Below are 24,255 nucleotides of genomic sequence, written 5' to 3' on the forward strand. Positions count from 1 at the left end.
CGCGTGCGGCTGACCGATTTCTGGACCCGGCTGGAGGAGGCGTTCGGGCCGGGTTACGCGGCCAGTATCGCCAGCGACCAGGTGCTGTCCCAGCTCGGCGGGCGGACCATCGAACAGGCCCTCGCGGCGGGCGAGGAGACGCACGTGGTGTGGCGGGCGGTGGTCGCCGCGTATCCCGACCGGGTGCCCGCGCGGCTACGCTGAGCAGCATTTTTCCCGGTTCCGCGTGTCGCTTGCCGAGTCGTACACCTGTTCGGCTATTGTCCACAGCGGGGTGCTCGTCCACAGCTCGCGGCCCGTCGGCTGGTTTTCTGTCGGACCTAGCGCCTAGCGTGTCCCGCGTGACGCGAAGCTCAGGTAAGACGCCGGCGAAGGCAGGGGTGGCAACGATGGCGGCAGGGCAGGACCGGGAGAAGGCACTCGACCTTGCTCTCGCTCAGATCGACAAGCAGTTCGGCAAGGGTTCGGTGATGCGACTCGGGGAGCGGCCGGTCATCCAGACCGCCGTGATCCCGACCAGCTCGATCGCGCTCGACGTCGCGCTCGGCGTGGGCGGTCTGCCCCGCGGCCGGGTCATCGAGATCTACGGCCCGGAGTCCAGCGGTAAGACCACGGTCGCCCTGCACGCGGTGGCCAACGCCCAGCGGGCAGGTGGCATCGCCGCCTTCATCGACGCCGAGCACGCGCTCGACCCGGAGTACGCGAAGGCCCTCGGCGTCGACACCGACGCCCTGCTGGTCTCCCAGCCGGACACCGGCGAGCAGGCGCTGGAGATCGCCGACATGCTGGTCCGCTCGGGCGCGCTCGACATCATCGTGATCGACTCGGTCGCCGCCCTGGTGCCGCGCGCCGAGATCGAGGGCGAGATGGGCGACAGCCACGTGGGTCTCCAGGCCCGGCTGATGAGCCAGGCGCTCCGCAAGATCACCGGTGTGCTCAACAACACCGGCACCACGGCGATCTTCATCAACCAGCTCCGCGAGAAGATCGGCGTCATGTTCGGCTCGCCCGAGACGACGACGGGTGGTCGGGCGCTGAAGTTCTACGCCTCGGTCCGGCTCGACGTGCGCCGCATCGAGAGCCTCAAGGACGGCACCGAGGTGGTCGGTAACCGCACCCGGGTCAAGGTCGTGAAGAACAAGGTCGCCGCGCCGTTCAAGCAGGCCGAGTTCGACATCATGTACGGCAAGGGCATCTCCCGCGAGGGCTCGCTGATCGACGTCGGCGTGGAGCAGGCGATCATCCGCAAGTCCGGCGCCTGGTACACCTACGACGGCGACCAGCTCGGCCAGGGCAAGGAGAAGGCCCGCGAGTTCCTCCGGGAGAACCCGGACGTGGCCGCCGAGATCGAGAAGAAGATCCTGGAGAAGCTCGGCGTCGGGGTCGGCGTGGGCGACGCCGCCGGTGGCCCGGAGCTGCCGCCGGTCGACTTCTGACCTGACCCGTGGCAGGACGACGCGCCCGTACGGGGCGGGGCTGGGACGCCAGTCCGCCCCGCACGGGTGACGCCACCACCCCGCCGCGCCCCCGTCCGGGGCGCCGTGGGCGCGGCGCGGAGACCGACCCCGAGGCCGCCCCGACCCCGCCCCGGGACGAGGCCGAGCTGGCCCGGGAGATCTGCCTGCGGCAGCTCTCCGTCCGGCCGCGTACCCGGGCGGAGTTGGCCGGTGCGCTCGCCCGGCGGGGCATCTCCGAGGAGGTCGCCGCCCAGGTCCTCGACCGGTACGACGAGGTCGGCATCGTCGACGACGCCGCCTTCGCCCGGGCCTGGGTCAGTAGCCGGCACTCCGGTCGCGGGCTGTCCCGGCGGGCGCTCGCCAACGAGTTGCGCCAGCGCGGCGTCGACGGCGAGGTGGCCAGCGAGGCCCTCGGCGAGCTCGACGAGGAGACCGAGGCGGAGACGGCCCGTGCCCTGGTGGAGCGGAAGCTGCGGACCGCCCGGGGCGAGCCCGACGCGGTGTTCCGCCGTCTCGTCGGCATGCTGGCCCGCAAGGGCTATCCGCCGGGCGTGGCGATCCGGGCGGTGAAGGACGCCCTGGCCGCGCAGAGCGCGGAGGCGGCCGAGTTCGCCGAGCACATCGACGCCGACGCGCTCGCCGACGCCGAGCACGAACTCGACCGGGACGCCCGCTGACCCGGCCGACCCGGTCGCGTACGCGCGATCTTCCGGAAAGTGTGGCGCTCCGGTTGCGTCGGGTCACACTTTTCCCGACGGTGCCGTCCCGAGCCCTGCGCATGTCGCGGCGAGGGGTCTGAGCAGGTCGGAAAGGTGACCGGGTCGGTCGGGCAGCCGAGAGGTTTGTCCGCCTGTGTCCGGCATTTGCTCGGCGCAGCGTAGTCTCGCGACTTCTCTCCGTCCGGGTGGTTTGATCATGAGTTCTTGACCGAACGGCCCTCGGAGACCTAGCCTCGCCATACAGGCTCACATTGCCCGACCAGCGCAGGCTAAGCGCACAACATAGAACGCGTAACAGAACAGCATCACTTTGGGCCAGCTTCACCGGCCTTTGACGGCGGTTCCGGAACGAAGGTCCGGAACCGACCGACAACTGCAACCGGCCGCCGGCGATGCCCCACGTTGGGCACCGCCGACGGAAAGCTACCCACGGCCAGTCGCTCCGGTCGGGCGTTCAGAGCCGCAGGTACGTGCCTGTTGGCACACCCGCCTGCGGCGCGTCGTTCAGGGGAGGCGGCCATGGCGGGGCGGTACAGGATCACCGGCGCTCTTCCACACGTCGCCGGTCGCGCGTCGCCGCCCAGCCATGCCGACGGGCCCGGGCTCCGGACCACCGGCCCCTGGCGATCCGGCCATCCGCTCGGAGCGGCCGCATGAGCGCGTTTGACGTCGTCATCCTCGCGGTGGTGCTGATCCTCGCCGTCGTGGTGGTCGGCGCCGTCCTGGCCGGAGTTCGCATCCTGCGCCGGTTCAGCCTCGCGCCCGCCCCCGAGGACCCGGCCTTCATCGCCGAGAAGGACCGGCAGGAGCAGTCGCTGGCGGCGCTGCGCAGCGCCGCCGACGAGGCGAACAGCACGATCGACGTGGCGAAGTCGGCCGCCGCGGCGGCCCGTACGGAGGCGGCTGCCGCGAAGGCGGAGGCGAAGGCCGCCCGTGCCGAGGCCCGGCGGGTTCTCGACGACGCCCGAACCGAGGCCGACACCGTGCTGGAGCGGGCGCACAAGCAGGCCGAGGCGGACGCCGAGCAGCTCCGCGCCACGGCCCGGCGTAGCGGTGAGCGGGAGGTGGCGGTGCTCGCCGCGACCACCCGCGAGCAGGCCGCCGAGGTCGAGCGGCGGGCCGCCCGGATGGACGAGCGAGAGCGGCTGCACACCGAGGAGGTCGAGCGGCTAGCCGAGCGGGAACGGCAGCTCACCGCAGCCAGCGCCGCCCTGGCCGCTCGGGAGACCGCCCTGGTCGAACGGGAACAGGACCTCGCGCGGGCCGAGCAGCAGCGCCGCCGGGAGCTGGAACGGGTGGCCGGCCTGACGGCCGAGGCGGCTCGGGTCGAGCTGGTCGAGTCGATCGAGAGCCAGGCCAAGCGGGAGGCCGCCCTGCTGGTCCGGGACATCGAGTCCGACGCGCGCAGCACCGCCGAGCAGCGGGCCCGGCACATCGTCGTCGACGCCATCCAGCGGGTCGCCAGCGAGCAGACCGCGGAGAGCGTGGTGAGCGTCCTGCACCTGCCGGGTGACGAGATGAAGGGGCGGATCATTGGCCGGGAGGGGCGCAACATCCGGGCCTTCGAGTCGGTCACCGGGGTCAACCTGATCATCGACGACACCCCCGAGGCGGTGCTGCTCTCCTGCTTCGACCCGGTACGCCGGGAGGTCGGCCGGCTCACCCTGGAGAAGCTGGTGCTGGACGGCCGGATCCACCCGCACCGGATCGAGGAGGTCTACGACCTGGCCCGGCACGAGGTCGAGGAGCTTTGCCACCGGGCCGCCGAGGACGCCCTGGTCGAGGTCGGCATCACCGAGATCCACCCGGAGCTGGTCACCCTGCTCGGTCGGCTGCGCTACCGGACGTCGTACGGGCAGAACGTGCTCAAGCACCTGGTGGAGACCGCCCACATCGCCGGGATCATGGCCGCCGAGCTGCGGCTGGACGTGCCGACGATCAAGCGCAGCGCGTTCCTGCACGACATCGGCAAGGCGCTCACCCACGAGGTGGAGGGGAGCCACGCCATCATCGGCGCCGACCTGGCCCGCAAGTACGGCGAGAGCGAGGACGTGGTGCACGCCATCGAGGCGCACCACAACGAGGTGCCGCCGCAGACCATCGAGGCGGTCCTCACCCAGGCCTCGGACGCCTGCTCCGGCGGTCGGCCGGGGGCCCGGCGGGAGAGCCTGGAGGCGTACGTCAAGCGGCTGGAGCGGATCGAGGAGATCGCGGCCGGCAAGCTCGGTGTGGAGAAGGTCTTCGCCATGCAGGCCGGCCGGGAGATCCGGGTCATGGTCAAGCCGGAGGACGTCGACGACATCGGCGCGGCAGTCCTCGCGCGGGACGTGGCCAAGCAGATCGAGGAGGAGCTGACCTACCCGGGCCAGATCCGGGTGACAGTGGTCCGCGAGTCCCGGGTGACCGAGATCGCCCGCTGACCCGCGTCCCGGCCGGCGCCGCGTTCGAGTCGCGTCGGGAACGCGGACGGAAACGACTGACGCCGTGCCACCGGGATGGTGGCACGGCGTCGTCGGAGGGTCCGATTTCAGCCCTGTGGCTCGACGACGGCGGCTCCATCGGCCGGGGTCGAGCCCGGCGCGGCGGTCTGCTTCACGACCCGGAACGCCCGCCGACGGCTACGCCGGTCCAGCCAGCCCGCCAGCGCGGTGAGCAGCGAGTTGAGCACGATGTAGATGGCGGCCACCACGATGGCGGCGGCGACCACGTTGCCGTGGTTGGCCGCGAGGTCGTTCACACCGCGTTGGAGCAGTTCGGGGAAGGCCACGATGTAGCCGAGCGCGGTGTCCTTGAGCAGCACCACGAGTTGGCTGACGATCACCGGCAGCATGGCCCGGGCGGCCTGTGGCACCAGGATCAGCCGCATGACCTGGTTCTTGCGCATACCCACCGCGTATGCCGCCTCGGCCTGCCCGCCGGGGATGGCCCGGATGCCGGCGCGGAACGCCTCGGCCAGCACCGACCCGTTGTAGAGGGTGAGACCGACGACGACCGCCCAGAACGCCGGGACCGGCCCCTGGATGAGGAACGGCACGCCGTAGAAGATGAAGAAGATCATCAAGAGTAGCGGCACGGCGCGGAAGAACTCCACCACCACGCCGGACGGAAGCCGGAGCCACCAGTGGTCGGAGAGTCGGCCGACGGCGAAGATGATGCCGAAGGCGAGCGAGAGCACCATGCCGGTGGCTGCGGCGAGCAGCGTTTGCTGAAGACCGGGCAGGATGAACTGGGTCCAGGTGGCCGGCTCGGTGAACGGCGTCCAGAGCCTGCCCTCCCACTGGCCGGCCTGGTCGAACTTGGCGTAGACCCACCAGAGCAGAGCGACGAGGCCCACGCCGAAGACGACGCTGAGCACCACGTTGCGGACGCGGGCCCGTGGCCCCGGGTGGTCGTAGAGAACGGTGCTGGTGCTCATCAGCGCTTCACCGCCAGTCGGTTGGCCAGCCAGCCGAAGAAGTATCCGGTGGGAACGAGGATCGCGGCGAAGGTGCCGGCGAAGACCAGGAAGATCGGGATCACCGCGTCACCGTTGTCGTTGATCAGCTGCTTCATCACGCTGGATGCTTCGATCAGGCCGATGGTGCCGACGATCGTGGCGTTCTTGCACAGCGCGATGAGCACGCTGCCCAGCGGGGCCACCACGGCCCGCCCGGCCTGCGGCAGGATCACGATCCGCAGGGTCTGGAAGAAGGTCAGCCCGATCGCCCGGGCCGCCTCCGCCTGCCCGCCCGGAACGGTGTTGATGCCGGAACGGACGGCCTCGCAGACGAACGCGGCGGTGTAGACCGACAGGCCGACCACGCCGAGCCAGAAGTTGTTCAGGTTCAGGTCGTCGGCGAGGCTCATGCTCAGCGTCGCGTAGAGGCCGAAGTAGCAGAAGAAGATGATCAGCGTGAGCGGTGTGTTGCGGAAGATGTTCACCCACGCCGCGCCGAACCACCGCAGCACCGGCACCGGGGAGACCCGGAACGCGGCGAGCAGCACGCCGAGCACCAGCGCGAGAACCGCCGACGCGCCGGTCAGCTTGAGGATCCAGAGAAAGCCCGACAGGTACGCGTCGAGGTTGGTCGGATCACTGAATACGTGCATGCGTCGACTCCCGGGGACGTCGTCGGCGTCGCGGCAGGCCGGGGCCGGCATCCGTACGGATGCCGGCCCCGGAACCTGTCAGACGCTGCCGCAGTTGGTCAGCTTGGTGGTGTCCAGCTCAGGGGCGGCCGTGCCGCTCTTGCCGAGGGTGGCGTCCCAGGCGGCCTTGTACGAGCCGTCACCGGCGGCCGTCTTGAGGATCTCGTTGATCTTCTCGCAGCCGTCCTTGTCGTCCTTCTTCAGACCGATGCCGTACGGCTCGGTGGAGAAGGGCTTGCCGACGACCTTGAACTTGCCGGCGTACTGGTCCTGGGCGGCGTAGCCGGCCAGGATGATGTCGTCGGTGCTCACCGCGTCGACCTGGCCGCCCTCAAGGGCCGTGATGCACTTCGAGTACGCGTCGAACTGCTGGAGCGACGCCTTCGGGTAGTCGGTCTGGATCCGCTTGGCCGGGGTCGAACCCTGCGCCGAGCAGACCTTCTTCCCGTCCAGCCCCTCCGGGCCGGTGATGGTGGAGTCCGCCTTGACCAGCAGATCCTGGCCGGCGACGTAGTACGGCCCGGCGAAGTTGATCTTCTGCTTGCGCTCGTCGTTGATCGTGTAGGTCGCCACGACCAGGTCGACGGTGCCCTGCTGGATGAAGGGCTCACGGTTGGCGGAGACGGTGGTCTTCCACTCGATGTTGTTCGCGTCGACGCCGAGGCCCTTGGCCACGATCTTGGCGATCTCGATGTCGAAGCCCTCGTACTGGCTACCCGTCTGCAGGCCCAGGCCCGGCTGGTCGGCCTTCACGCCGATGACCAGCTTCTTCTGGTTCTGCGCCTTGCCGATGATGCCCTTGGCGCTGCTGCCGCCGGAGCCGCTGTCCCCGTCGCCGCCGCAGGCGCTCATGCCGAACGCCAGGGTGGCCGCTGCGGCGACTGCCGCCACGCGCTTGTAACGCATTCTCATCTCCTTCTTCGACGGAGCCGCCGGGGGACGGCGCACTCCACTACGGACGCTCAGTGCGTGAGGATCTTGGACAGGAAGTCCTTGGCCCGCTCGCTGCGCGGGTTCGCGAAGAACTCGGCCGGCGGGGCGTCCTCGACGAGCCTGCCGTCCGCCATGAAGATCACCCGGTTCGCCGCGTGCCGGGCGAAGCCCATCTCGTGGGTGACCACGACCATCGTCATGCCGTCGCGGGCCAGCGAGGTCATCACGTCCAGCACCTCGCCGACCATCTCCGGGTCCAGCGCGCTGGTCGGCTCGTCGAAGAGCATCGCCTTGGGCTGCATGGCCAGCGCGCGGGCGATCGCCGCCCGCTGCTGCTGGCCGCCGGAGAGCTGTGCCGGGTACTTGTCCGCCTGGTTGGCGATGCCGACCCGGTCGAGCAGGGCCAGGCCGCGTTCGCGGGCGGAGGCCAGCTTCTCCTTGCGGACCTTCAACGGGCCGAGGGTGACGTTCTCCAGAATGGTCTTGTGCGCGAAGAGGTTGAACGACTGGAAGACCATGCCGACCTCGCTGCGCAGCTTCGCCAGCGCCCTGCCCTCCGCGGGCAGCGGGGTGCCGTCGAAGGTGATGGTGCCCGAGTCGATGGGCTCCAGCCGGTTGATCGTCCGGCAGAGCGTCGACTTGCCGGAACCCGAAGGACCGATCACCACGACCACCTCGCCCCGGCCGACGGAGAGCGAGACGTCGTCCAGCACGTGCAGGGGGCCGAACCACTTGTTGACCCCGTCCAGCACGATGAGCGGTTCGCCCGTCGTCACGTCGTCCACCGTCCCTTGTCGTCCGTGGCGGAAACCGGGGCGGTCGTCCCCGGTTGGGCAACTGTAGGCGGCGCGATGTGTCGGGATGCAACTCGAATGGTCACGGAGCGGTAACACCGGCTGCCAGTGTGCTGGGGAGTCCGAATTCCGTCACTGACCGGCCAGTTCGAGTGGCGGCGCAGGCAGCCCAGGGCGATCATGTGGGGATGACCGAGCCGCTCAGGCTGACCGATTACGCCCGCGGCGGCGGTTGCGCCTGCAAGATTCCCCCGGGCGAACTGGAGGCCATGGTCGCCGGCCTCGGCCCGGCCACCGGCGTCGCGGACCTGCTGGTCGGGTTGGACCACGGCGACGACGCCGCGGTGGTCCGGCTGGACGAGCGCACCGGCCTGGTCAGCACCGCCGACTTCTTCACCCCCGTGGTGGACGACGCGTACGACTGGGGCCGGATCGCCGCCGCCAACGCGCTGTCCGACGTGTACGCCATGGGCGGCACCCCGCTCGTCGCGCTCAACCTGCTCTGCTGGCCCCGGGACGTACTCCCGTTGGAGCTGGCCCGGGAGGTGCTGCGCGGTGGTCAGGACGTGGCCCGGGAGGCCGGCTGCCACCTGGCCGGCGGGCACAGCGTGGACGACGACGGCCCGAAGTACGGCCTGGCCGTCACCGGGGTCGTCCGACCGGAGGAGCTGATCACCCTGGACGCCGGCCGGGCCGGCCTGCCGCTGTCGCTGACCAAGCCGCTCGGGGTGGGGGTGCTGAACACCCGGCACAAGCGGACCGGGGAACGGTTTCCGGAGGCGGTCGCCACGATGGCCCGGCTCAACCGGGACGCGGCCCGGGCGGCGGTGGCGGCGGGCGTCCGCTGCGGCACCGACGTGACCGGCTTCGGGCTGCTCGGGCACGCCTCGAAGCTGGCCCGGGCCAGCCGGCTCACGGTCGCGATCGACGCGGCGGCGGTGCCGTACCTGCCGGCGGCCCGGGCGGCGTTGCGCGACGGGTACGTCAGCGGCGGCACCCGCCGCAACCTGGACTGGGTGACCCCGTGGACCGACTTCGGTGGTCTCGACGAGGGGGAGCGGCTGCTGCTGGCCGACGCGCAGACCTCGGGCGGGCTGCTGGTCGCGGGCGAGGTGCCCGGCGGCACGGTGATCGGGGAGCTGCTGCCGGCCGGCGAGTACCTGATCCGGGTCCGCTGAACCTCATGTCGTTGCCACCGGCGGGGCACCATACCCGATAAACTGTCATCTTCCCGCTACTCCGAGCAACGGCGCTGGAGGAAATTTTGCCCGGAATGGTCACAGACCGGTAACTTGCCCCCGGCTGAGGTCATATGCACCCCACCATCGTCAGTAAGGCCCGATCCGGAGGCCGGTGGGACGAGCACAGCGAGGAGGCGGCATGACCGAGCTGTGGAACTGGAGAATCGACGGCGCGGCGCCCGTGGAGGTCTACCCGGCGCTGGCCGAGGCGCTCGGCCGGGTGGTGATGCCCCTCGCCGTCGCCGACCCGGTCCGACTTCCCGCGTACGCGGTGGTGTGCGACGTGTGGGAGGCGCCGGGGGTGTACGGCACCATGATCGACTGCTACGGGGTGCCCGAACGGCTGCGCGAACTGCCCAGCATCGCGGCGCTGGCCAAGCTGCTGGAGCGCAACTGCCTGATGCGCGACGACACCCTCGACGCCGGGCGGCACCTGCTGGTCGCCCCGGACGGCACGATCCGCCCGGTGCACTTCGACGTCGTCGAGACCGACGAGGGTGAGGTGCTCAGCGACCAGCGGCTCTGCACCGTGGCCCACCCCGGCTGTCGGGGTTGGTCGCAGTGCCACCGGTCGCAGTGGGGCCCCGACTCGGTCGCCCCGGCGCTCGCCGCCGCCTGACCGAGCCGCCGGGACGCCGCGGGTCGCCGGGATCCGGGGTCAGCCCCGGGCGGCCGGCTGCTGGCCCCGGACCACCAACTGGTCCAGGAGGGTCGCGGTGGCGGCGGCCACCGCGTCCACCGCCGCGTTGAACGCCTCGGCGTTGTGCGCGGCGGGGGTACGGAACCCGGAGATCTTCCGGACGTACTGCAGCGCGGCGGCCCGGATGTCCTCCTCGGTGACCACCGGCACGTACGGCTCACGCAGGGTCTTGATACTCCGGCACACGGCTCCTCCTCATTCGGTCCGATCGGCTCGGCCCGGATACGCTGTTCCCGTCATGACTACCGCAGCCGCGGGCAGCCCGCGCACCTACCAGGTGCGCACGTACGGCTGCCAGATGAACGTGCACGACTCCGAGCGCATTTCCGGCCTGCTGGAACAGGCCGGGTACGTGCGTGCCGCCGAGGCCGACGAGCAACCCGACGTGGTGGTGTTCAACACCTGCGCCGTCCGGGAGAACGCCGACAACCGGCTCTACGGCAACCTGGGTCATCTGCGCCCCGTGAAGGACAGGCACCCCGGGATGCAGATCGCGGTCGGCGGCTGCCTGGCCCAGAAGGACCGGGGCGAGATCGTCCGCAAGGCCCCCTGGGTGGACGTGGTCTTCGGCACGCACAACATCGGCTCGCTGCCGGTGCTGCTGGAGCGGGCCCGGCACAACGCCGCCGCCGAGGTGGAGATCCTCGAATCCCTCGACGTCTTCCCCTCCACGCTGCCCACCCGCCGTGAGTCGACGTACGCCGGCTGGGTGTCGATCTCCGTCGGCTGCAACAACACCTGCACGTTCTGCATCGTGCCCTCCCTGCGCGGCAAGGAGAAGGACCGCCGCCCCGGCGACATCCTCTCCGAGGTGCGCGCCCTGGTCGACGAGGGCGTGCTGGAGGTGACCCTGCTCGGGCAGAACGTCAACTCCTACGGCGTGGAGTTCGGTGATCGCTACGCGTTCGGCAAGCTGCTGCGCGCCTGCGGCGACATCGACGGGCTGGAGCGGGTCCGGTTCACCAGCCCGCACCCGAAGGATTTCACCGACGACGTGATCGCCGCGATGGCCGAGACGCCCAACGTCTGCCACTCGCTGCACATGCCGTTGCAGTCCGGCTCCGACGAGGTGCTGCGGGCCATGCGGCGCTCGTACCGGTCGGAGAGATACCTGGGCATCATCGAAAAGGTCCGGGCGGCGATGCCGGACGCGGCGATCACCACGGACATCATCGTCGGTTTCCCGGGCGAGACCGAGGCCGACTTCGAGCGGACCCTCGACGTGGTCCGTGCGGCCCGCTTCTCCTCCGCGTTCACCTTCCAGTACTCCAAGCGCCCCGGCACCCCGGCCGCGACCATGGACGGCCAGCTTCCCAAGCAAATCGTGCAGGAGCGGTACGAGCGGCTGATCGCCACGGTGGAGGAGATCACCTGGGCGGAGAACAAGAAGCTCGTCGGCGAGACCGTCGAGGTGCTGGTCGCGGTCGGCGAGGGGCGCAAGGACGAGCGCACCGGCCGGATGTCCGGCCGGTCCCGGGACGGCCGCCTCGTTCACTTCGATGCGGGGAGCCTGGCCGGGCAGATCCGCCCCGGCGACATCGTGCACACCACGGTCACCTACGCCGCCCCGCACCACCTCAACGCCGACGGGGAGCCGCTGTCGCACCGGCGTACCCGGGCCGGCGACGGGGCCGAGGCGGGGCGTGCCCCGCGTACCCCCGGGGTGCTGCTCGGACTCCCCACGATCGGTGCCCCGGCCGCGGCGCCCGCGCCGGCAACCGGCTGCGCCGCCCACTGACGCGGGTCGGGGCCCGCCACGCCGGCGGGCCCCGACCAACTCGCCGTCAGACCGTGATCCGCCCGGCGCCCGCGCCGCCCGTCACGACCGACTTGACGCTGCTCGCGCTGTCGACGGTGTACGAGTACGGGATGCCGGCCACGCTGCTGAGGCTCGATGCGGACCCTGGCCCGGCCCGGCTCCGGCGTACCCAGAGGTGCGCACGATCCGGAGCGGAACGCGGCCGGCGTAGCCGCTCCGGATCGAGGCGGTCGTGGGGGTGGGATCAGCAGGCGGTGCCGTTGAGCTTCACGGTGGCGGGCGTGGAGGCCGTGCCGTTGGCGGTGAAGCCGATGGTCACCGAGGCGCCGGGGGCGAGGGTCTTCGCCCAGTCGGGCGCGGCGGCGGTGACCGTGGTGCCGGACTGGGTGACGGTGGCGTTCCAGCCGCTGGCCAGGGTCACCCCGGACGGCCAGGTCCAGGTCACCGACCACGGGTTCAACGTGCCGGTGCCGGTGTTCTTCACGGTCAGCTCACCCTGGAAGCCGCCCTGCCATGCGTTGGTCTGCTTGTACGTCGCCGTGCACCCGCCGGACGGCGGCGGCGTGGTCGGCCCCCCGGTCGGCCCCCCGGTCGGCGTCGCGGTCGGCCTGACGGTGGGGGAGACCGTCGGGCTCGGGCTGGTGGTGCCCCCGCCGACCGGCGCGATCAGGTACGGCTGGAGGATGTCCTGCTTGGCCTGGTTGATCGTGGTCCAGTCGTCGTTCGCGATGCCGCCGGTGTCACCGGAGTTCGGGTTCCACGACCAGTACGTGAAGGACATCCCGTTGACGCCGGTCCCGGTGTAGGCCATCAGGTTCTGCAGCCACACCTTGTCCTTCGGGTCCTGGAGCGTGGTGCCGAACTCGCCCATCATGATCGGCGCGATGTTCTGCTTGTAGAGGTAACCCCAGTACTTGTCCCAGATGGCCGGCATGTTCGCCGGGTACGTCGGGTCGTCGAACCACGTCTGGTGGTAGACCGAGATGGCGTACTCGTGCGGCGAGTAGACCAGCCGGTTGGCCACGTTCAGCCGGACCGGGAAGTCCTTGGCCTTGGAGAGGTTGCCGCCCCACCAGCCGCAGTCCTCGGTCTCGCCGTTCCAGACGTTCGGCTGCCCGCCGCTGGGGCAGCTCACTCCCTCCACGAAGATCAGCCAGTTCGGCTGCACCCCGAGGATCGCGTTGCCGGCCCGCTCGGCGGCCAGCCGCCAGTCCCGGGCGTTGTCGCCGCAGCCCCAGCAGGCGCCGGTGGCGTTGGGGTTGGTGCCCTCGGCGTGCGGCTCGTTGTGCAGGTCCGCCCCGATCACCGTGGTGTTGCCGGCGTACCGCTGGGCCAGCATCTTCCAGTCGTTGATCCAGGTCGCCTCGGACACGCCGGACGTGTACCAGAGCGCCGACTGCCCGGCCGAGGTCGGCCGGTGCCGGTCCAGGATGACCCGCATCCCCTTGCTGCCCGCGTAGTCGATGACCTTGTCGAGGATCTGCAACGGGGAGTTCCCGACCAGGTCGGGGTTGACGTAGTCGTTGATCCCGGTGGCCGTCGCGCCCGGCTTCAGCGCGTCGTTCGAGTACGGGATGCGCAGGGTGTTGTAGCCCAGCCGGGCCATGGTGTCGAGCTGGCTGCGCCACGGGTTGCTCGACCACAGACCGTGGAAGGTCTTGTTGTCGGTCTCCATGCCGAACCAGTTGATGCCGGTGAGCCGGACGGTGGCCCCCGTGCTGTCGACGATCTTGTTACCGCTGGTGCGCAGATAACCGGTGCCGGTGCCGCCGGTGGCGGCGGCGGCCGGGGTGGTGCTGACGGCGGCGGCGACGAGGACGCCGGCCGCGGCGGTGGCGAGCGCGGCGAGCGCGCCGCCGAGAGCGGACGGTCGGTGCATGCGGACTCCACTTCGGATGCCCGCGGCGCGCGGGCGCCGCGGACGGAAAGACCAAGGGAGACGGCCCGCTCGTCATCGAGTACGCGGACAACCGCGACGGGCCGTGTCACGTGGACGGCCACTCACGGGGATGCACCGGCGACTGCGACGGCGGCCTCGCCGTCGGGGTGCCCTCACGCCGGTGGGCTGACCTGGCTCTGCCGCCCATTCTGATCAGCTCGCCTCGATGCGTCAACCGGTCGCGCCTCCGCGAGATCGCGCTCGTTCCTGGATCGAGTGGTCTCAGGCCGGCTCCGACGCCAACTTCCCGGTCTGAGCACGATCTTGGCGGCTCCACCCGACAGACGGGAGCCCCCGGTCCCGTGGTGGGACCGGGGGCTCCCGGAATCGGCTCAGCTCAGCTGGCCTGCTCGGCCAGCTGGAGGAACTGCCGCTTCGAGGCGAGCGCCTGCTCGGCCTCCTTGATCCGCCGGGCGTCGCCGGCGGCCTGCGCCCGGGCCAGCCGCTCCTCGGCCTCGGCGACCTGCGCCCGCATCTGGGCGAGCAGCGGGTTGTCCTGCGGGGCGGTACGCCGCCACGCCGAATCCATCACCTCGCGGACCTTCTCGTCCACGACGCGCAGCCGGCGCTCCAACCCGGCGGCGGCCTCCCGGGGCACCCGGCCGGCCTCGTGCCACTGAGCCTGGATGTCCCGCAGCTTCGCCTGGGCGCCCTTGGGGTCGCCGTCGACGTCGAGCCCCTCCGCCTCGGCGAGCAGGGCCTGCTTGCGCTCCAGGTTGGCGCGCTGCTCGTTGTCCCGGGCCGAGAAGACCTCGCTGCGCCGGGTGAAGAACTCGTCCTGCGCCGCCCGGAACCGTTCCCAGAGCTTCTGCTCGGCCTCCTTGGACGCCCGCGGCGCGGCCTTCCACTGGGTCATCAGGTCCTTGAGCTGGCCGGCGGTGGCTCCCCAGTCGGTGGAGTCCTTCAGCTTCTCGGCCTCGGCGACCAGATCCTCCTTGGCCGACTGCGCCTGCTTGCGCTGCTGGTCCAGGGAGGCGAAGTGGGCGCCCCGACGCCGGGTGAAGCCGTCCCGCGCCGCGGCGAACCGCTTCCACAGCTCACCGTCGGCCTTCTTGTCGACCCCGCGGATGGTCTTCCACTCGTCGAGGATCTCCTTGAGCCGGTCCCCGGCGGTCTTCCATCCGGTCGACTCGGCGGCCAGCTTCTCCGCCTCCTCCACCAGGGCCGTCTTGCGGGCCAGGGCCTCGCCCCGAGCGGCGTCCCGGGCCGCCTTGGCCTCGCCGGCCTTCTCCTCGGCCACGGTGGCCAGCTTGTCGAGGCGCGCGGTCAGGGCGTCGATGTCGCCCACGACGTGCGCGTCGGCCAGCGAGGCGCGGATCCGCCGGATCGTGGTCAGGGAATGCCCGGCGTCCGCCGCGCCCGAGTTGAGCCGGGCCTCGGTCAGGTCAACCTCCGTCACCAGGTCGTCGAAGCGCCGGGCGAAGTGGGCCAACCCCTCCTCCGGGGCTCCCGCCTGCCAGGATCCGACCACCCGCTCGCCCTCGGCGGTCTTGACGTAGACGGTGCCGTCCGCGTCCACCCGTCCGAAGGCAGTCCAGTCGCTCATGTGCCCATCCTCGTTCTCCCGGCGTCGACGGGAGGTCCCCGCGATCGCCGCCACGGCGCAGCAAAGTTACTTCCGGCATTGTCACAGGTCCGACCCGGTCCGTGTCGAGCGCCTGTCGTCGACCGTGACCATACGGTGTCGTAGCGCCCGGATGACCGGATCGGCGCGGGGACGCACCGGGGCAGCCGGATAGGTTGGACCGGTGCCCCTGGTCGCCGCCGCCGTCTGCCCCCACCCGCCCCTGATCGTGCCCGAGCTGGCCGGTGCCGCCGCGCCGGAGCTGGACGACCTCCGCGCCGCCTGCGCCGCCGCCTTGGCCCGCCTCCTCGCCACCGAACCGGACGAGATCCTGCTGGTGGGCGGCGGGCCGGAGACCACCCGGTTCGGGGCCGCCGACCACGGGTCGCTGCGCGGATACGGCCTCGACCGGTACGTCCGGCTGTGGAAGACCAACTGCTCCGGCGTCGAGGCCCTCCCGCTGAGCCTCACCGTCGGGGCGTGGCTGGTCGGTCGGACCGGCACCGAGCTGCCCCGGCTGGCCCGCTCCGTGGCCGTCGACGCCCCGGTGGCCGAGTGCGCCGAGCTCGGGGTGGCCCTCTCCGCCGACTCCGAGCGGCGTACCGCGCTGCTGGTCATGGGAGACGGGTCGGCGTGCCGGGGCGTCAAGGCGCCCGGCTACGACGACCCGCGCGCGGAGGCGTACGACGACGGGGTGGCCCGGGCCCTGGCCGACGCGGACGCCGAGGCCCTGCTCGGCCTGGACCCGGTGCTGTCGGCGGAGCTGCGGGTCGCCGGGCGGGCGTCCTGGCAGGTGCTGGCCGGCGCGGTCCGCGCGGCGGGCGGCGACTGGCGCGGCGAGCCGCACCACTACTCGGCGCCCTACGGTGTCGCCTACTTCGTGGCCTTCTGGGGGCGGGTGGGCGAACCCGCGCGCCCCGCGGTCGCGAACGGAGAGCAGCGGTGACCGGGACCGTGGTGGCCGTGGTCGGGCCGACCGCGGCCGGCAAGTCGGCGCTGAGCATCGCCCTGGCGCACGCCCTCGACGGCGAGGTGGTCAACGCCGACTCGATGCAGCTCTACCAGGGCATGGACATCGGCACCGCCAAGCTGACCCCGGCCGAGCGGGAGGGCGTGCCGCACCATCTGCTCGACATCTGGGCGGTGACCGAGCCGGCCAGCGTCGCCGAATACCAGAAGCTGGCCCGCGCGGCGGTGGACGACATCCTCGCCCGGGGGCGGGTGCCGCTGCTGGTCGGCGGCTCCGGCCTGTACGTGCGGGCGGTGCTGGAGCAGTTCGAGTTCCCCGGCACCGATCCGGCGGTGCGCCAGCGGCTGGAGGCGGAGCTGGCGGCGGTCGGCCCGGCCCCGCTGTACGCCCGCCTCAGCGAGGCCGATCCGGCGGCGGCGGCGGGCATCCTGCCGGGTAACGGGCGGCGGATCGTCCGGGCCCTGGAGGTGATCGAGCTGACCGGGGCGCCGTTCACCGCGTCCCTGCCCGAGCCGACGCCGTACTACCCGTCGGTGCAGCTCGGGGTGGACCTGGACACCGCGCTGCTGGACGAGCGGATCGCGCTGCGGGTGGACCGGATGTGGGCCGACGGCCTGGTCGCCGAGACGCGGACGCTGGTCGGACGCGGCCTGCCCGAGGGGCGTACGGCCAGCCGGGCCCTCGGCTACCAGCAGGTGCTGCGCCTCCTGGCCGGGGAGCTGACCGAGACCGAGGCGTACGAGGAGACGATCCGGGCCACCCGCCGGTTCGTCCGCCGGCAGCGTTCCTGGTTCCGGCGTGACCCGCGTATCCACTGGTTGGACTCGGCGTCGCCTTCGTTTCTGGACACTGCGCTGCGGGTGGTCGCCGACCATCGGGAATGATGGGAGCGTGGAGTTCACCAAGGGCCACGGCACCGGCAACGACTTCGTCATCCTGCCCGACCCGGACGGGGCGCTCGACCTGACGCCCCGGCTGGTCGCCGCGCTCTGCGACCGGCGGCGCGGCATCGGCGGGGACGGCGTGCTGCGCGTGGTACGCGCCGCCAAGCACCCGGAGGGCGTCGCCCTGGCCGGCGAGGCCGAGTGGTTCATGGACTACTGGAACTCCGACGGCTCGTACGCCGAGATGTGCGGCAACGGCGCCCGGGTCTTCGTCCGCTACCTGCTGGACTCGGGGCTGGCCGTGCCGTCCGGGGCGGGGCTGCCGGTCGCCACCCGGGCCGGCCTGGTCCGCGCCCGCGTCGAGGGGGAGGAGGACATCGCGATCGAGATGCCCCACCCCCGGCTGGGCGACCCGGCCGCCGCCGGCCTGGGCGGGCTGGCCCTGACCGGCACGGCGGTGGACGTGGGCAACCCGCACCTGGTCTGTGCCCTGCCGGCCGGCGTGGAGTTGGCCGCCCTCGACCTCACCCGGGCGCCCGATGTCGACCCGGCGGTCTTTCCCGCCGGGGTGAACGTCGAGTTCACCGCCCCCGGCGGGCCGCTGGCCGGCACCGACGGGCACGTGCTGATGCGGGTCTACGAGCGCGGCTCCGCCGAGACGCTCTCCTGCGGCACGGGTGCCTGCGCGGTGGCGGCGGTGGCGCTGCGGGACGCCGACCGGGACGCCGGCACGATCGCCGTCGACGTCCCCGGTGGCCGCCTCACGGTCACCCTCACCGCCGACTCCTGCTGGCTCGCCGGCCCCGCCGTCCTGATCGCCACCGGCACCCTCCCCCTCCCCCTCCCCTTCCCCACCCCGCGCGATCTTGCACTTTGAGTCGCCCCTGCGCCCCAGATGCCCGGTATGCCTAGGCAGGAAGTGCAAGATCGGCGGGAAGGGGGTGGGGACGGGGGTGGGGAAGGGCGTGGGGAAGGGGGTGGGAAGGGGTGGGTTAGGGGGTGGCGCTGGCTTCGGCGGCGATCTCGGGGAGGTCGGCCGGGCCGGGGTCGGCGACCGGCGGAGGGGTCGCGGCCGGGTTCTGCGCGGCGGCGCGGACGGCGGCGGCGACGGCCGGGGCGACCCGGGCGTCGAAGACGCTCGGCACGATCACCGTCGGGTTGATCTTGTCCTCGCCGACCACGTCCGCGATGGCCTGGGCCGCCGCGAGCGCCATCTCCTCGGTGAACTCCTCGGCGTGCGCGTCGAGCATGCCCCGGAAGACGCCGGGGAAGGCGAGCACATTGTTGATCTGGTTCGGCTGGTCGGAGCGGCCGGTGGCGACCACCGCGGCGTACTTGCGCGCCTCCCGCGGGTCGACCTCCGGGTCCGGGTTGGCCAGCGCGAAGACGATCGCGTCCTTGGCCATGGTGGCGATGTCGTCGCCGGTGAGCAGGTTCGGCGCGCTCACCCCGATGAAGACGTCCGCGCCCGCGACCGCCCCGCGCAGGTCGCCCGCGTAGTTCTCCTTGTTGGTGTTCTCCGCCAGCCACTGCCAGGCCGGGTTGAGGTCGGTCAGCCCACGGTGCAGGGCGCCCTGCCGGTCGTACGCGATGATGTCGCCCACGCCCTGCCGGAGCAGCAGCTTCATGATCGCGGTGCCGGCCGCGCCGGCGCCGGAGACGACCACCCGGACGTCCGGGAGCCGCTTGCCCACGACGCGCAGCGCGTTGGTCAGCGCGGCGAGGACGCAGATCGCGGTGCCGTGCTGGTCGTCGTGGAAGACCGGGATGTCCAGCGCCTCGCGCAGCCGGGCCTCGATCTCGAAGCAGCGCGGCGCGGCGATGTCCTCCAGGTTGATCCCGCCGTACGCGGGGGCGATCGCCTTGACGATCGAGACGATCTCGTCGGTGTCCTGGGTGTCCAGCACCACCGGCCAGGCGTCCACCCCGCCGAAGCGCTTGAACAGCGCCGCCTTGCCCTCCATCACCGGCAGCGAGGCGGCCGGCCCGAGGTTGCCCAGGCCGAGCACAGCCGAGCCGTCGCTGACCACGGCGACCGTGTTGCGCTTGATGGTGAGCCGGCGGGCGTCGGCCGGGTTCTCGGCGATCGCCATGCAGACCCGGGCCACCCCCGGGGTGTACGCGCGGGACAGCTCGTCCCGGGTGCGCAGCGCCACCTTCGAGTTGACCTCGATCTTGCCGCCCAGGTGCAGCAGGAACGTCCGGTCGGAGACCTTACGGACGTCCACCCCGTCCAGCTCGGTCAGCGTCTTGACCACCTGGTCGGCGTGGCCGGCGTCGGCGGTGTCGCAGGTGAGGTCGACGATCACGTACGCCGGGTCGGAGTCGACCACGTCGAGCGCGGTGACGATGGCGCCGGCCTCGCCGGCCGCGGTGGTCAACCGCCCGATGGAGGAGGCGTCCGCGGGTACCGCGATCCGGATCGTGATCGAGAATCCGGCACTCGGCAGTCGGCTGATGGCCACGAAAACTCCTCCGTCTTCCTGAGCGGTTCGCCTCGCATTTCTACTCGCTCGCCCAGTTCTGTCGGCATCCGCCCCCGCTACTGGTGGGTATGCCCACGCGCGGTGTCCACGGGCATATAGCGGGTGCGTCGAGCGTTGCCACATGTCAGGATTGCTCGTACGCGCCGGAAACCGCTCGGCGAAGGATATAACGGACAGGAGACGCAGTTTGCGAGAGCAGGAGACCTTCCTTCCCTACGAGGACGACGAGCTCGACGCCACCACCGGCGAGTTCGAGCTGTCGGAGCGGCAGGCGCTGCGGCGGGTCCCCGGCCTCTCCACCGAGCTCACCGACATCACCGAGGTCGAATACCGCCAGCTGCGGCTGGAGCGGGTCGTCCTGGTGGGCGTCTGGACCGAGGGGACGCAGACCGACGCCGACAACAGCCTCACCGAGCTGGCGGCGCTGGCCGAGACGGCCGGCTCGCAGGTGCTCGAAGGGCTGATCCAGCGCCGCAACCGGCCCGACCCGGCCACGTACATCGGTCGGGGCAAGGTCGACGACCTGGGCGCGGTGGTCCTCTCCACCGGCGCCGACACGGTGATCTGCGACGGTGAGCTGTCCCCGTCCCAGCTGCGCAACCTGGAGCAGCGCACCAAGGTCAAGGTGGTCGACCGGACCGCCCTGATCCTCGACATCTTCGCCCAGCACGCCAAGAGCCGCGAGGGCAAGGCGCAGGTCGAGCTGGCCCAGCTCGAATACCTGCTGCCGCGGCTGCGCGGTTGGGGTGAGACGCTCTCCCGGCAGACCGGTGGTAGCGGCCGTGGCGGCGGCGCCGGCGGTGGTGTGGGTCTGCGCGGGCCCGGTGAGACCAAGCTGGAGACCGACCGGCGTCGGATCCGGCACCGGATCGCCAAGCTGCGCCGCGAGATCAAGAGCATGACCACGGTACGCCAGACCAAGCGGGCCCGCCGCTCGCGCAACGCGGTGCCCGCGGTGGCCATCGCCGGCTACACCAACGCCGGCAAGTCCAGCCTGCTCAACCGGCTCACCGGGGCGGGCGTGCTGGTGGAGAACGCGCTCTTCGCCACCCTGGACCCGACCACCCGCAAGGCCACCGCCCCGGACGGCCGGCTCTATACCCTCTCCGACACGGTCGGCTTCGTCCGGCACCTGCCGCACCAGATCGTCGAGGCGTTCCGCTCGACGCTGGAGGAGGTCGCCGACGCCGACCTGGTGGTGCACGTGGTCGACGGCACCCACCCGGACCCGGAGGAGCAGGTGCGCGCGGTCCGCGAGGTGCTCGCCGAGGTCGGTGCCGACCGGCTGCCCGAGCTGCTGGTGGTCAACAAGACCGACGCGGCCGACGAGGAGGCGCTGCTGCGGCTCAAGCGGCTCTGGCCGGACGCCGTCCTCGTCTCCGCGCACACCGGGCGCGGCATCGACGGGCTGCGCGAGGCGATCGAGCAGCGGCTGCCCCGCCCGGCGGTCGAGGTCCGCGCGGTGCTCCCGTACGACCGGGGCGACCTGGTGGCCCGGGTGCACCGGCAGGGCGAGGTGCTGAGCACCTCCCACCTGCCCGAGGGCACGCTGCTGCACGTACGGGTGGGGGAGGCGCTCGCCGCCGAACTGGCGCCGTACCGCGCCGGGGACCGGCTCGTCGGCGAGGAGCGGGTGGGCGCCGGTCGCTGAGCCGTCCGGCGTCACCCGCCCGAAACCGGGGACATGCGACACTTGGCACATGCGGCACGCTGTCTCTTCGGCCACGATCGCGCTGGGCCTGCTCGGCGCGGTCGTGGCGTCGCCAGGGCTGGCCCTGGCGGCGCCCGCCGCGGCCCCCGCACCGAAGAAGAAGTGCACGGTCGAGGACAAGCGACTGCGTGAATTGTCCGGTCTCGTCGTCACCGCGAGCGGCTACGTGGTGATCAATGACGGCAGTGAGCTGGACAGCCACAAGCGGGTCTTCTTTCTCAACGCCAAGTGCGCGGTCTCGGACGAGGTCCGCTACTCGGGCGCGGGCCCGTACGACACCGAGGACCTGGCCCTCGGGCCGGACGGCAAGACCCTCTGGATCGCCGACACCGGTGACAACATCACCAACAAGACCCGCCGGGAGCGGGTCGCCGTCTGGACCATGCCGCTCGACGGCTCGAAGCAGCCCGTGCTGCACCGGCTGTCGTACCCGGAGAAGAAGCCGCACGACGCCGAGGCGCTGCTCATCGGCGACGACAACCTGCCGCTGGTCATCACCAAGGACCCGTCCGGCAAGGCGGAGATCTTCAAGCCCGAGGCGAAGCTCAGGTCGGGCGACACCGACCCGGTGCCGATGACGAAGGTCGGCGAGGTCACCGTTCCGAAGACGACCACCGAGAACAAGCTCGGCGCGCCCGGCCGGATGACGGTCACCGGGGCGGCCCGCTCGCCCGACGGCGCCAAGGTCGTCCTGCGCACCTACGCGGACGCCTTCGAGTACGACGTCACCAACGGCGACATCGTCGGCGCGCTCACCACCGGCAAGCCGCGGGTCACCCCCCTCGCCGACCCGTTCGGCGAGGCCATCTCCTACACGCCCGACGGCAAGCTCTTCGTCACCGTCTCCGACGGCGGCCTGCTGGACAGCTCCGAGCCGATCGACATCCTCAGCTACACCCCGTCCACCGGCGGCGCCGAGGCGCTGCCGAACGCCGGCAAGGACGCGCCCAAGCCGGCCGCAGAGAAATCCTGGATCGAGGGACTGACCCTGAACGAGATCACGTACCTGATCGCGGCGGTGGGGGTGATCGGCGCGCTGATGGTCGGCGCCGGCATCTTCGGCATCATGTCGGCCCGCCGCAGGTCCGCGCCGACGGAGGAGCCGGCCGGTGGGCCGGAGCGCGGCGACGATGTGCCGCGTAACGGCGTCCCGCCGCGTGGCGGCCGGCCCGACGCCCCCGGTGGTCCGCGGGGCGGGGTCTACGGCGGTGGCGGCGGCTACGGTGGTGCCCCGGCGAACGGCCCCGCCGGCCGGAACCCCTCCGGTGGCGTGTACGGCGGCGGCCGGCCGCAGGACGGCGGCGGCCGCGGGGGCGGCCGGCCCCAGGACGGCGGCGGTCGCGGCGGCCACGGTGGCGGCCCGCAGCACGGTGGCGGCGTCTACGGCGGTGGCGGTGGCCGGCCGAGCGGTGGCGGTGGCGGTGGCGGTGTCTACGGCGGCGGTGGCGGTGGCCGCCCGCAGGGTGGCGGCGGCTACGGCGGCGGTGCCCCGCAGGGCGGCGGCAGGTACGGCGGCGGGCGCGCCGAGCCGCCACGGCGGGAGCCCGACTACGGGGACCCGCGTGCCGGCCGACACGGCGACGGCTACGACGACCGGGGCCACTACGGGCCGGTTTCCGGCAGCCGGGAGTATCGGGGCGACCGCTACTGAGCCCGCCCCCGCTTCGCGCTCCGTGACGCGGGTGACCGCCCTGTGGGCGGTCACCCGATCGCGGGTCAGATCCGGCGTAGCACGGCGACCACGCGACCCATGATGGTGGCGTCGTCGCCGGGAATCGGGTCGAAGGCCGGGTTCTGCGGCATCAGCCAGACGTGCCCGTCGCGGCGCCGATAGGTCTTCACGGTCGCCTCGCCGTCGAGCATGGCGGCCACGATGTCGCCGACCTCGGCGGTCGGCTGCTGCCGGACCACCACCCAGTCGCCGTCGCAGATGGCCGCGTCGAGCATCGAGTCGCCCTTGACCTGGAGCATGAAGACCTCGCCCTCACCCACCAGCTCACGGGGGAGGGGGAAGATGTCCTCCACCGCCTGCTCGGCGAGGATCGGACCACCGGCGGCGATCCGGCCCAGCATCGGCACGTACGCCGGGGTGGGCCGCTGCGCGCGGGCCGCCTCGTCGTCGGCGTCGCCCGGGGCGCGGACGTCCACCGCGCGTGGCCGGTTCGGGTCGCGGCGCAGGAAGCCCTTCTTCTCCAGCTCCTTGAGCTGGTAGGCGACGCTGGACGGGGAGACCAGGCCGACCGCCTCGCCGATCTCCCGCACGCTCGGCGGGTAGCCGTGGCGCTCCACCCAGGTGCGGATGAACTCCAGGATGCGGCGCTGCCGGGCGGTCAGGTCGACCGCCGCCGGGTCGGGGAAGCCGCTCACCACCGGCGTGACCGGGCGCACGGCGGGCTGGGCCGCCCGGCTGCGCGCGGCGCGGGGTCGGCGGGTCGCCGGCGGACCCGCCCCGTCGATCGGCTGCGGGTTCTTCTGCCGGCTGGCCCGGTCCTCGGTCACGTCCGTCCTCCCTGGTCGGCGCTGGGTGCCTCGTCGGCTCGTGGTGCGTGCTCAGGTGGTGCTGCGCTTTAGGTGGTGCTGCGTTCAGGTGGTGCTGTGGACCGGTCCGCCGCGACACGCCGCGTCCGGTCGTTGTTGACCGTATAGGTGAGATCGGTCATTTTCAAACATCTGTACGACCTGTTGTCGGCGTGTTGCGGTGAAATCCTGGATTTCCGAACGCCTGTTCTGCTAATAGTACGTGGTTCTCGAACGGGTGTTCGATCCGCGGACGTGGATTGAGGGTTGTGCGGTAACCGTCCCGGGTGTCGACCGTTGGGTCTTCGGTGACCGGAAGGGGTGGTTCGGGTGGGTGATGCGCGTGACGCGCCGGACACGCCGGCCAACTTGACCTCGCTAGGGCGACGGCATACGGTCGACCCCTAGATGTAGTAGTCACATGGGCGTAAGTCGCCTACAGGTTGGGTTCGA

Annotated in this window: 21 protein-coding genes; 12 read left to right on the forward strand and 9 right to left on the reverse strand. The window is 71.8% G+C overall.

The features are described 5' to 3' along the window. The first annotated feature begins 3 nt into the window (after nucleotides 1–3). The 4 genes from GA0070621_RS01625 to rny all read left to right on the forward strand — a co-directional run bounded on the left by GA0070621_RS01625 (nucleotide 4) and on the right by rny (nucleotide 4,596). Complete coding sequence (locus GA0070621_RS01625; protein ID WP_091190932.1) at nucleotides 4–204, forward strand: DUF3046 domain-containing protein; 201 nt, start codon at nucleotides 4–6, stop codon at nucleotides 202–204. A 185-nt stretch (nucleotides 205–389) separates the two neighbouring features. Further along, nucleotides 390–1,436, forward strand: coding sequence for a recombinase RecA (recA, locus tag GA0070621_RS01630; RefSeq protein WP_091190936.1), 1,047 nt, complete (start codon nucleotides 390–392; stop codon nucleotides 1,434–1,436). Between the two features lie 8 nt (nucleotides 1,437–1,444). Continuing rightward, nucleotides 1,445–2,134, forward strand: coding sequence for a regulatory protein RecX (locus GA0070621_RS01635; RefSeq protein ID WP_091190939.1), 690 nt, complete (start codon nucleotides 1,445–1,447; stop codon nucleotides 2,132–2,134). 695 nt (nucleotides 2,135–2,829) lie between these two features. Continuing rightward, complete coding sequence (gene rny / locus GA0070621_RS01640; protein ID WP_091190941.1) at nucleotides 2,830–4,596, forward strand: ribonuclease Y; 1,767 nt, start codon at nucleotides 2,830–2,832, stop codon at nucleotides 4,594–4,596. A 107-nt stretch (nucleotides 4,597–4,703) separates the two neighbouring features. On the opposite strand, the gene GA0070621_RS01645 is transcribed toward rny, so the two are convergent. From GA0070621_RS01645 to GA0070621_RS01660, 4 genes are all read right to left on the reverse strand, one after another. After that, on the reverse strand, nucleotides 4,704–5,591 hold the full coding sequence (locus GA0070621_RS01645) for an amino acid ABC transporter permease (protein ID WP_091190944.1): 888 nt from the start codon (nucleotides 5,589–5,591) through the stop codon (nucleotides 4,704–4,706). Continuing rightward, nucleotides 5,591–6,265, reverse strand: a complete 675-nt coding sequence (locus GA0070621_RS01650; RefSeq protein ID WP_091190946.1) for an amino acid ABC transporter permease — start codon at nucleotides 6,263–6,265, stop codon at nucleotides 5,591–5,593. The genes GA0070621_RS01645 and GA0070621_RS01650 overlap by 1 nt, the downstream gene beginning before the upstream one ends. A 78-nt stretch (nucleotides 6,266–6,343) precedes the next feature. After that, nucleotides 6,344–7,210 (reverse strand): glutamate ABC transporter substrate-binding protein, encoded by an 867-nt coding sequence (locus tag GA0070621_RS01655; protein WP_091190949.1) that lies wholly within the window; start codon nucleotides 7,208–7,210, stop codon nucleotides 6,344–6,346. Nucleotides 7,211–7,266: 56 nt separating this feature from the next. Further along, complete coding sequence (locus GA0070621_RS01660) at nucleotides 7,267–8,022, reverse strand: amino acid ABC transporter ATP-binding protein (RefSeq protein WP_091190954.1); 756 nt, start codon at nucleotides 8,020–8,022, stop codon at nucleotides 7,267–7,269. Nucleotides 8,023–8,219: 197 nt separating this feature from the next. Here GA0070621_RS01660 and selD point away from each other — a divergent pair, with 197 nt between their 5' ends. Both selD and GA0070621_RS01670 read left to right on the forward strand, forming a co-directional pair. Then, nucleotides 8,220–9,209, forward strand: coding sequence for a selenide, water dikinase SelD (gene selD / locus GA0070621_RS01665; protein WP_091190957.1), 990 nt, complete (start codon nucleotides 8,220–8,222; stop codon nucleotides 9,207–9,209). 202 nt (nucleotides 9,210–9,411) lie between these two features. Next, nucleotides 9,412–9,891: a hypothetical protein gene (locus tag GA0070621_RS01670; protein ID WP_091190959.1), complete on the forward strand. Its 480-nt coding sequence runs from the start codon at nucleotides 9,412–9,414 to the stop codon at nucleotides 9,889–9,891. Nucleotides 9,892–9,930: 39 nt separating this feature from the next. On the opposite strand, the gene GA0070621_RS01675 is transcribed toward GA0070621_RS01670, so the two are convergent. After that, a complete protein-coding gene (locus GA0070621_RS01675) occupies nucleotides 9,931–10,158 on the reverse strand; it encodes a DUF2277 domain-containing protein (protein WP_091190962.1) in 228 nt (75 codons plus the stop codon). A 52-nt stretch (nucleotides 10,159–10,210) separates the two neighbouring features. Between GA0070621_RS01675 and miaB the strand changes: the two genes are divergently transcribed. Continuing rightward, nucleotides 10,211–11,710, forward strand: a complete 1,500-nt coding sequence (gene miaB, locus GA0070621_RS01680) for a tRNA (N6-isopentenyl adenosine(37)-C2)-methylthiotransferase MiaB (protein ID WP_091190964.1) — start codon at nucleotides 10,211–10,213, stop codon at nucleotides 11,708–11,710. 265 nt (nucleotides 11,711–11,975) lie between these two features. Here miaB and GA0070621_RS01685 read toward each other — a convergent pair whose 3' ends face one another. Beyond that, on the reverse strand, nucleotides 11,976–13,610 hold the full coding sequence (locus tag GA0070621_RS01685) for a cellulase family glycosylhydrolase (protein ID WP_091190967.1): 1,635 nt from the start codon (nucleotides 13,608–13,610) through the stop codon (nucleotides 11,976–11,978). Between the two features lie 397 nt (nucleotides 13,611–14,007). Further along, complete coding sequence (locus GA0070621_RS01690; protein WP_091190970.1) at nucleotides 14,008–15,216, reverse strand: DUF349 domain-containing protein; 1,209 nt, start codon at nucleotides 15,214–15,216, stop codon at nucleotides 14,008–14,010. A gap of 202 nt (nucleotides 15,217–15,418) precedes the next feature. On the opposite strand from GA0070621_RS01690, the gene GA0070621_RS01695 reads away from it, so the two are divergent. Genes GA0070621_RS01695 through dapF form a run of 3 tightly spaced genes read left to right on the forward strand, consistent with a single transcriptional unit; the run spans nucleotide 15,419 to nucleotide 17,965 of the window. Further along, a complete protein-coding gene (locus GA0070621_RS01695; protein WP_091190973.1) occupies nucleotides 15,419–16,180 on the forward strand; it encodes a class III extradiol ring-cleavage dioxygenase family protein in 762 nt (253 codons plus the stop codon). Next, entirely contained in the window at nucleotides 16,123–17,088 is a 966-nt protein-coding gene (gene miaA, locus GA0070621_RS01700) for a tRNA (adenosine(37)-N6)-dimethylallyltransferase MiaA (RefSeq protein WP_407940364.1), read from the forward strand. The genes GA0070621_RS01695 and miaA overlap by 58 nt, the downstream gene beginning before the upstream one ends. Nucleotides 17,089–17,095: 7 nt before the next feature. Beyond that, nucleotides 17,096–17,965, forward strand: a complete 870-nt coding sequence (dapF, locus tag GA0070621_RS01705) for a diaminopimelate epimerase (protein WP_091190975.1) — start codon at nucleotides 17,096–17,098, stop codon at nucleotides 17,963–17,965. 115 nt (nucleotides 17,966–18,080) lie between these two features. On the opposite strand, the gene GA0070621_RS01710 is transcribed toward dapF, so the two are convergent. Next, nucleotides 18,081–19,553: an NAD-dependent malic enzyme gene (locus GA0070621_RS01710; protein WP_091190979.1), complete on the reverse strand. Its 1,473-nt coding sequence runs from the start codon at nucleotides 19,551–19,553 to the stop codon at nucleotides 18,081–18,083. A gap of 208 nt (nucleotides 19,554–19,761) precedes the next feature. Here GA0070621_RS01710 and hflX point away from each other — a divergent pair, with 208 nt between their 5' ends. Both hflX and GA0070621_RS29735 read left to right on the forward strand, forming a co-directional pair. Beyond that, the gene (hflX, locus tag GA0070621_RS01715) at nucleotides 19,762–21,225 is read left to right on the forward strand and encodes a GTPase HflX (RefSeq protein ID WP_091190983.1); all 1,464 of its coding nucleotides are present in this window, start codon (nucleotides 19,762–19,764) and stop codon (nucleotides 21,223–21,225) included. Nucleotides 21,226–21,274: 49 nt separating this feature from the next. Beyond that, nucleotides 21,275–22,936 carry a hypothetical protein gene (locus tag GA0070621_RS29735; protein ID WP_091190986.1) on the forward strand — a complete coding sequence of 554 codons (1,662 nt, stop codon included), beginning with the start codon at nucleotides 21,275–21,277 and terminating at the stop codon, nucleotides 22,934–22,936. A gap of 65 nt (nucleotides 22,937–23,001) precedes the next feature. Here GA0070621_RS29735 and lexA read toward each other — a convergent pair whose 3' ends face one another. Continuing rightward, entirely contained in the window at nucleotides 23,002–23,784 is a 783-nt protein-coding gene (gene lexA / locus GA0070621_RS01725) for a transcriptional repressor LexA (protein WP_091190990.1), read from the reverse strand. Nucleotides 23,785–24,255: the final 471 nt, after the last annotated feature.

The sequence above is a fragment of the Micromonospora narathiwatensis genome, from assembly GCF_900089605.1.
Taxonomy (GTDB): Bacteria; Actinomycetota; Actinomycetes; order Mycobacteriales; family Micromonosporaceae; genus Micromonospora; species Micromonospora narathiwatensis.

What these genes read in the sequence shown, in the direction of transcription:
- recA (WP_091190936.1), top strand. Translation starts at nt 390, where the DNA reads ATGGCGGCAGGGCAGGACCGGGAGAAGGCACTCGACCTTGCTCTCGCT.
- rny (WP_091190941.1), top strand. Translation starts at nt 2,830, where the DNA reads ATGAGCGCGTTTGACGTCGTCATCCTCGCGGTGGTGCTGATCCTCGCC.
- GA0070621_RS01645 (WP_091190944.1), bottom strand. Translation starts at nt 5,591, where the DNA reads ATGAGCACCAGCACCGTTCTCTACGACCACCCGGGGCCACGGGCCCGC.
- GA0070621_RS01650 (WP_091190946.1), bottom strand. Translation starts at nt 6,265, where the DNA reads ATGCACGTATTCAGTGATCCGACCAACCTCGACGCGTACCTGTCGGGC.
- GA0070621_RS01655 (WP_091190949.1), bottom strand. Translation starts at nt 7,210, where the DNA reads ATGCGTTACAAGCGCGTGGCGGCAGTCGCCGCAGCGGCCACCCTGGCG.
- selD (WP_091190957.1), top strand. Translation starts at nt 8,220, where the DNA reads ATGACCGAGCCGCTCAGGCTGACCGATTACGCCCGCGGCGGCGGTTGC.
- GA0070621_RS01670 (WP_091190959.1), top strand. Translation starts at nt 9,412, where the DNA reads ATGACCGAGCTGTGGAACTGGAGAATCGACGGCGCGGCGCCCGTGGAG.
- miaB (WP_091190964.1), top strand. Translation starts at nt 10,211, where the DNA reads ATGACTACCGCAGCCGCGGGCAGCCCGCGCACCTACCAGGTGCGCACG.
- GA0070621_RS01685 (WP_091190967.1), bottom strand. Translation starts at nt 13,610, where the DNA reads ATGCACCGACCGTCCGCTCTCGGCGGCGCGCTCGCCGCGCTCGCCACC.
- GA0070621_RS01690 (WP_091190970.1), bottom strand. Translation starts at nt 15,216, where the DNA reads ATGAGCGACTGGACTGCCTTCGGACGGGTGGACGCGGACGGCACCGTC.
- GA0070621_RS29735 (WP_091190986.1), top strand. Translation starts at nt 21,275, where the DNA reads ATGCGGCACGCTGTCTCTTCGGCCACGATCGCGCTGGGCCTGCTCGGC.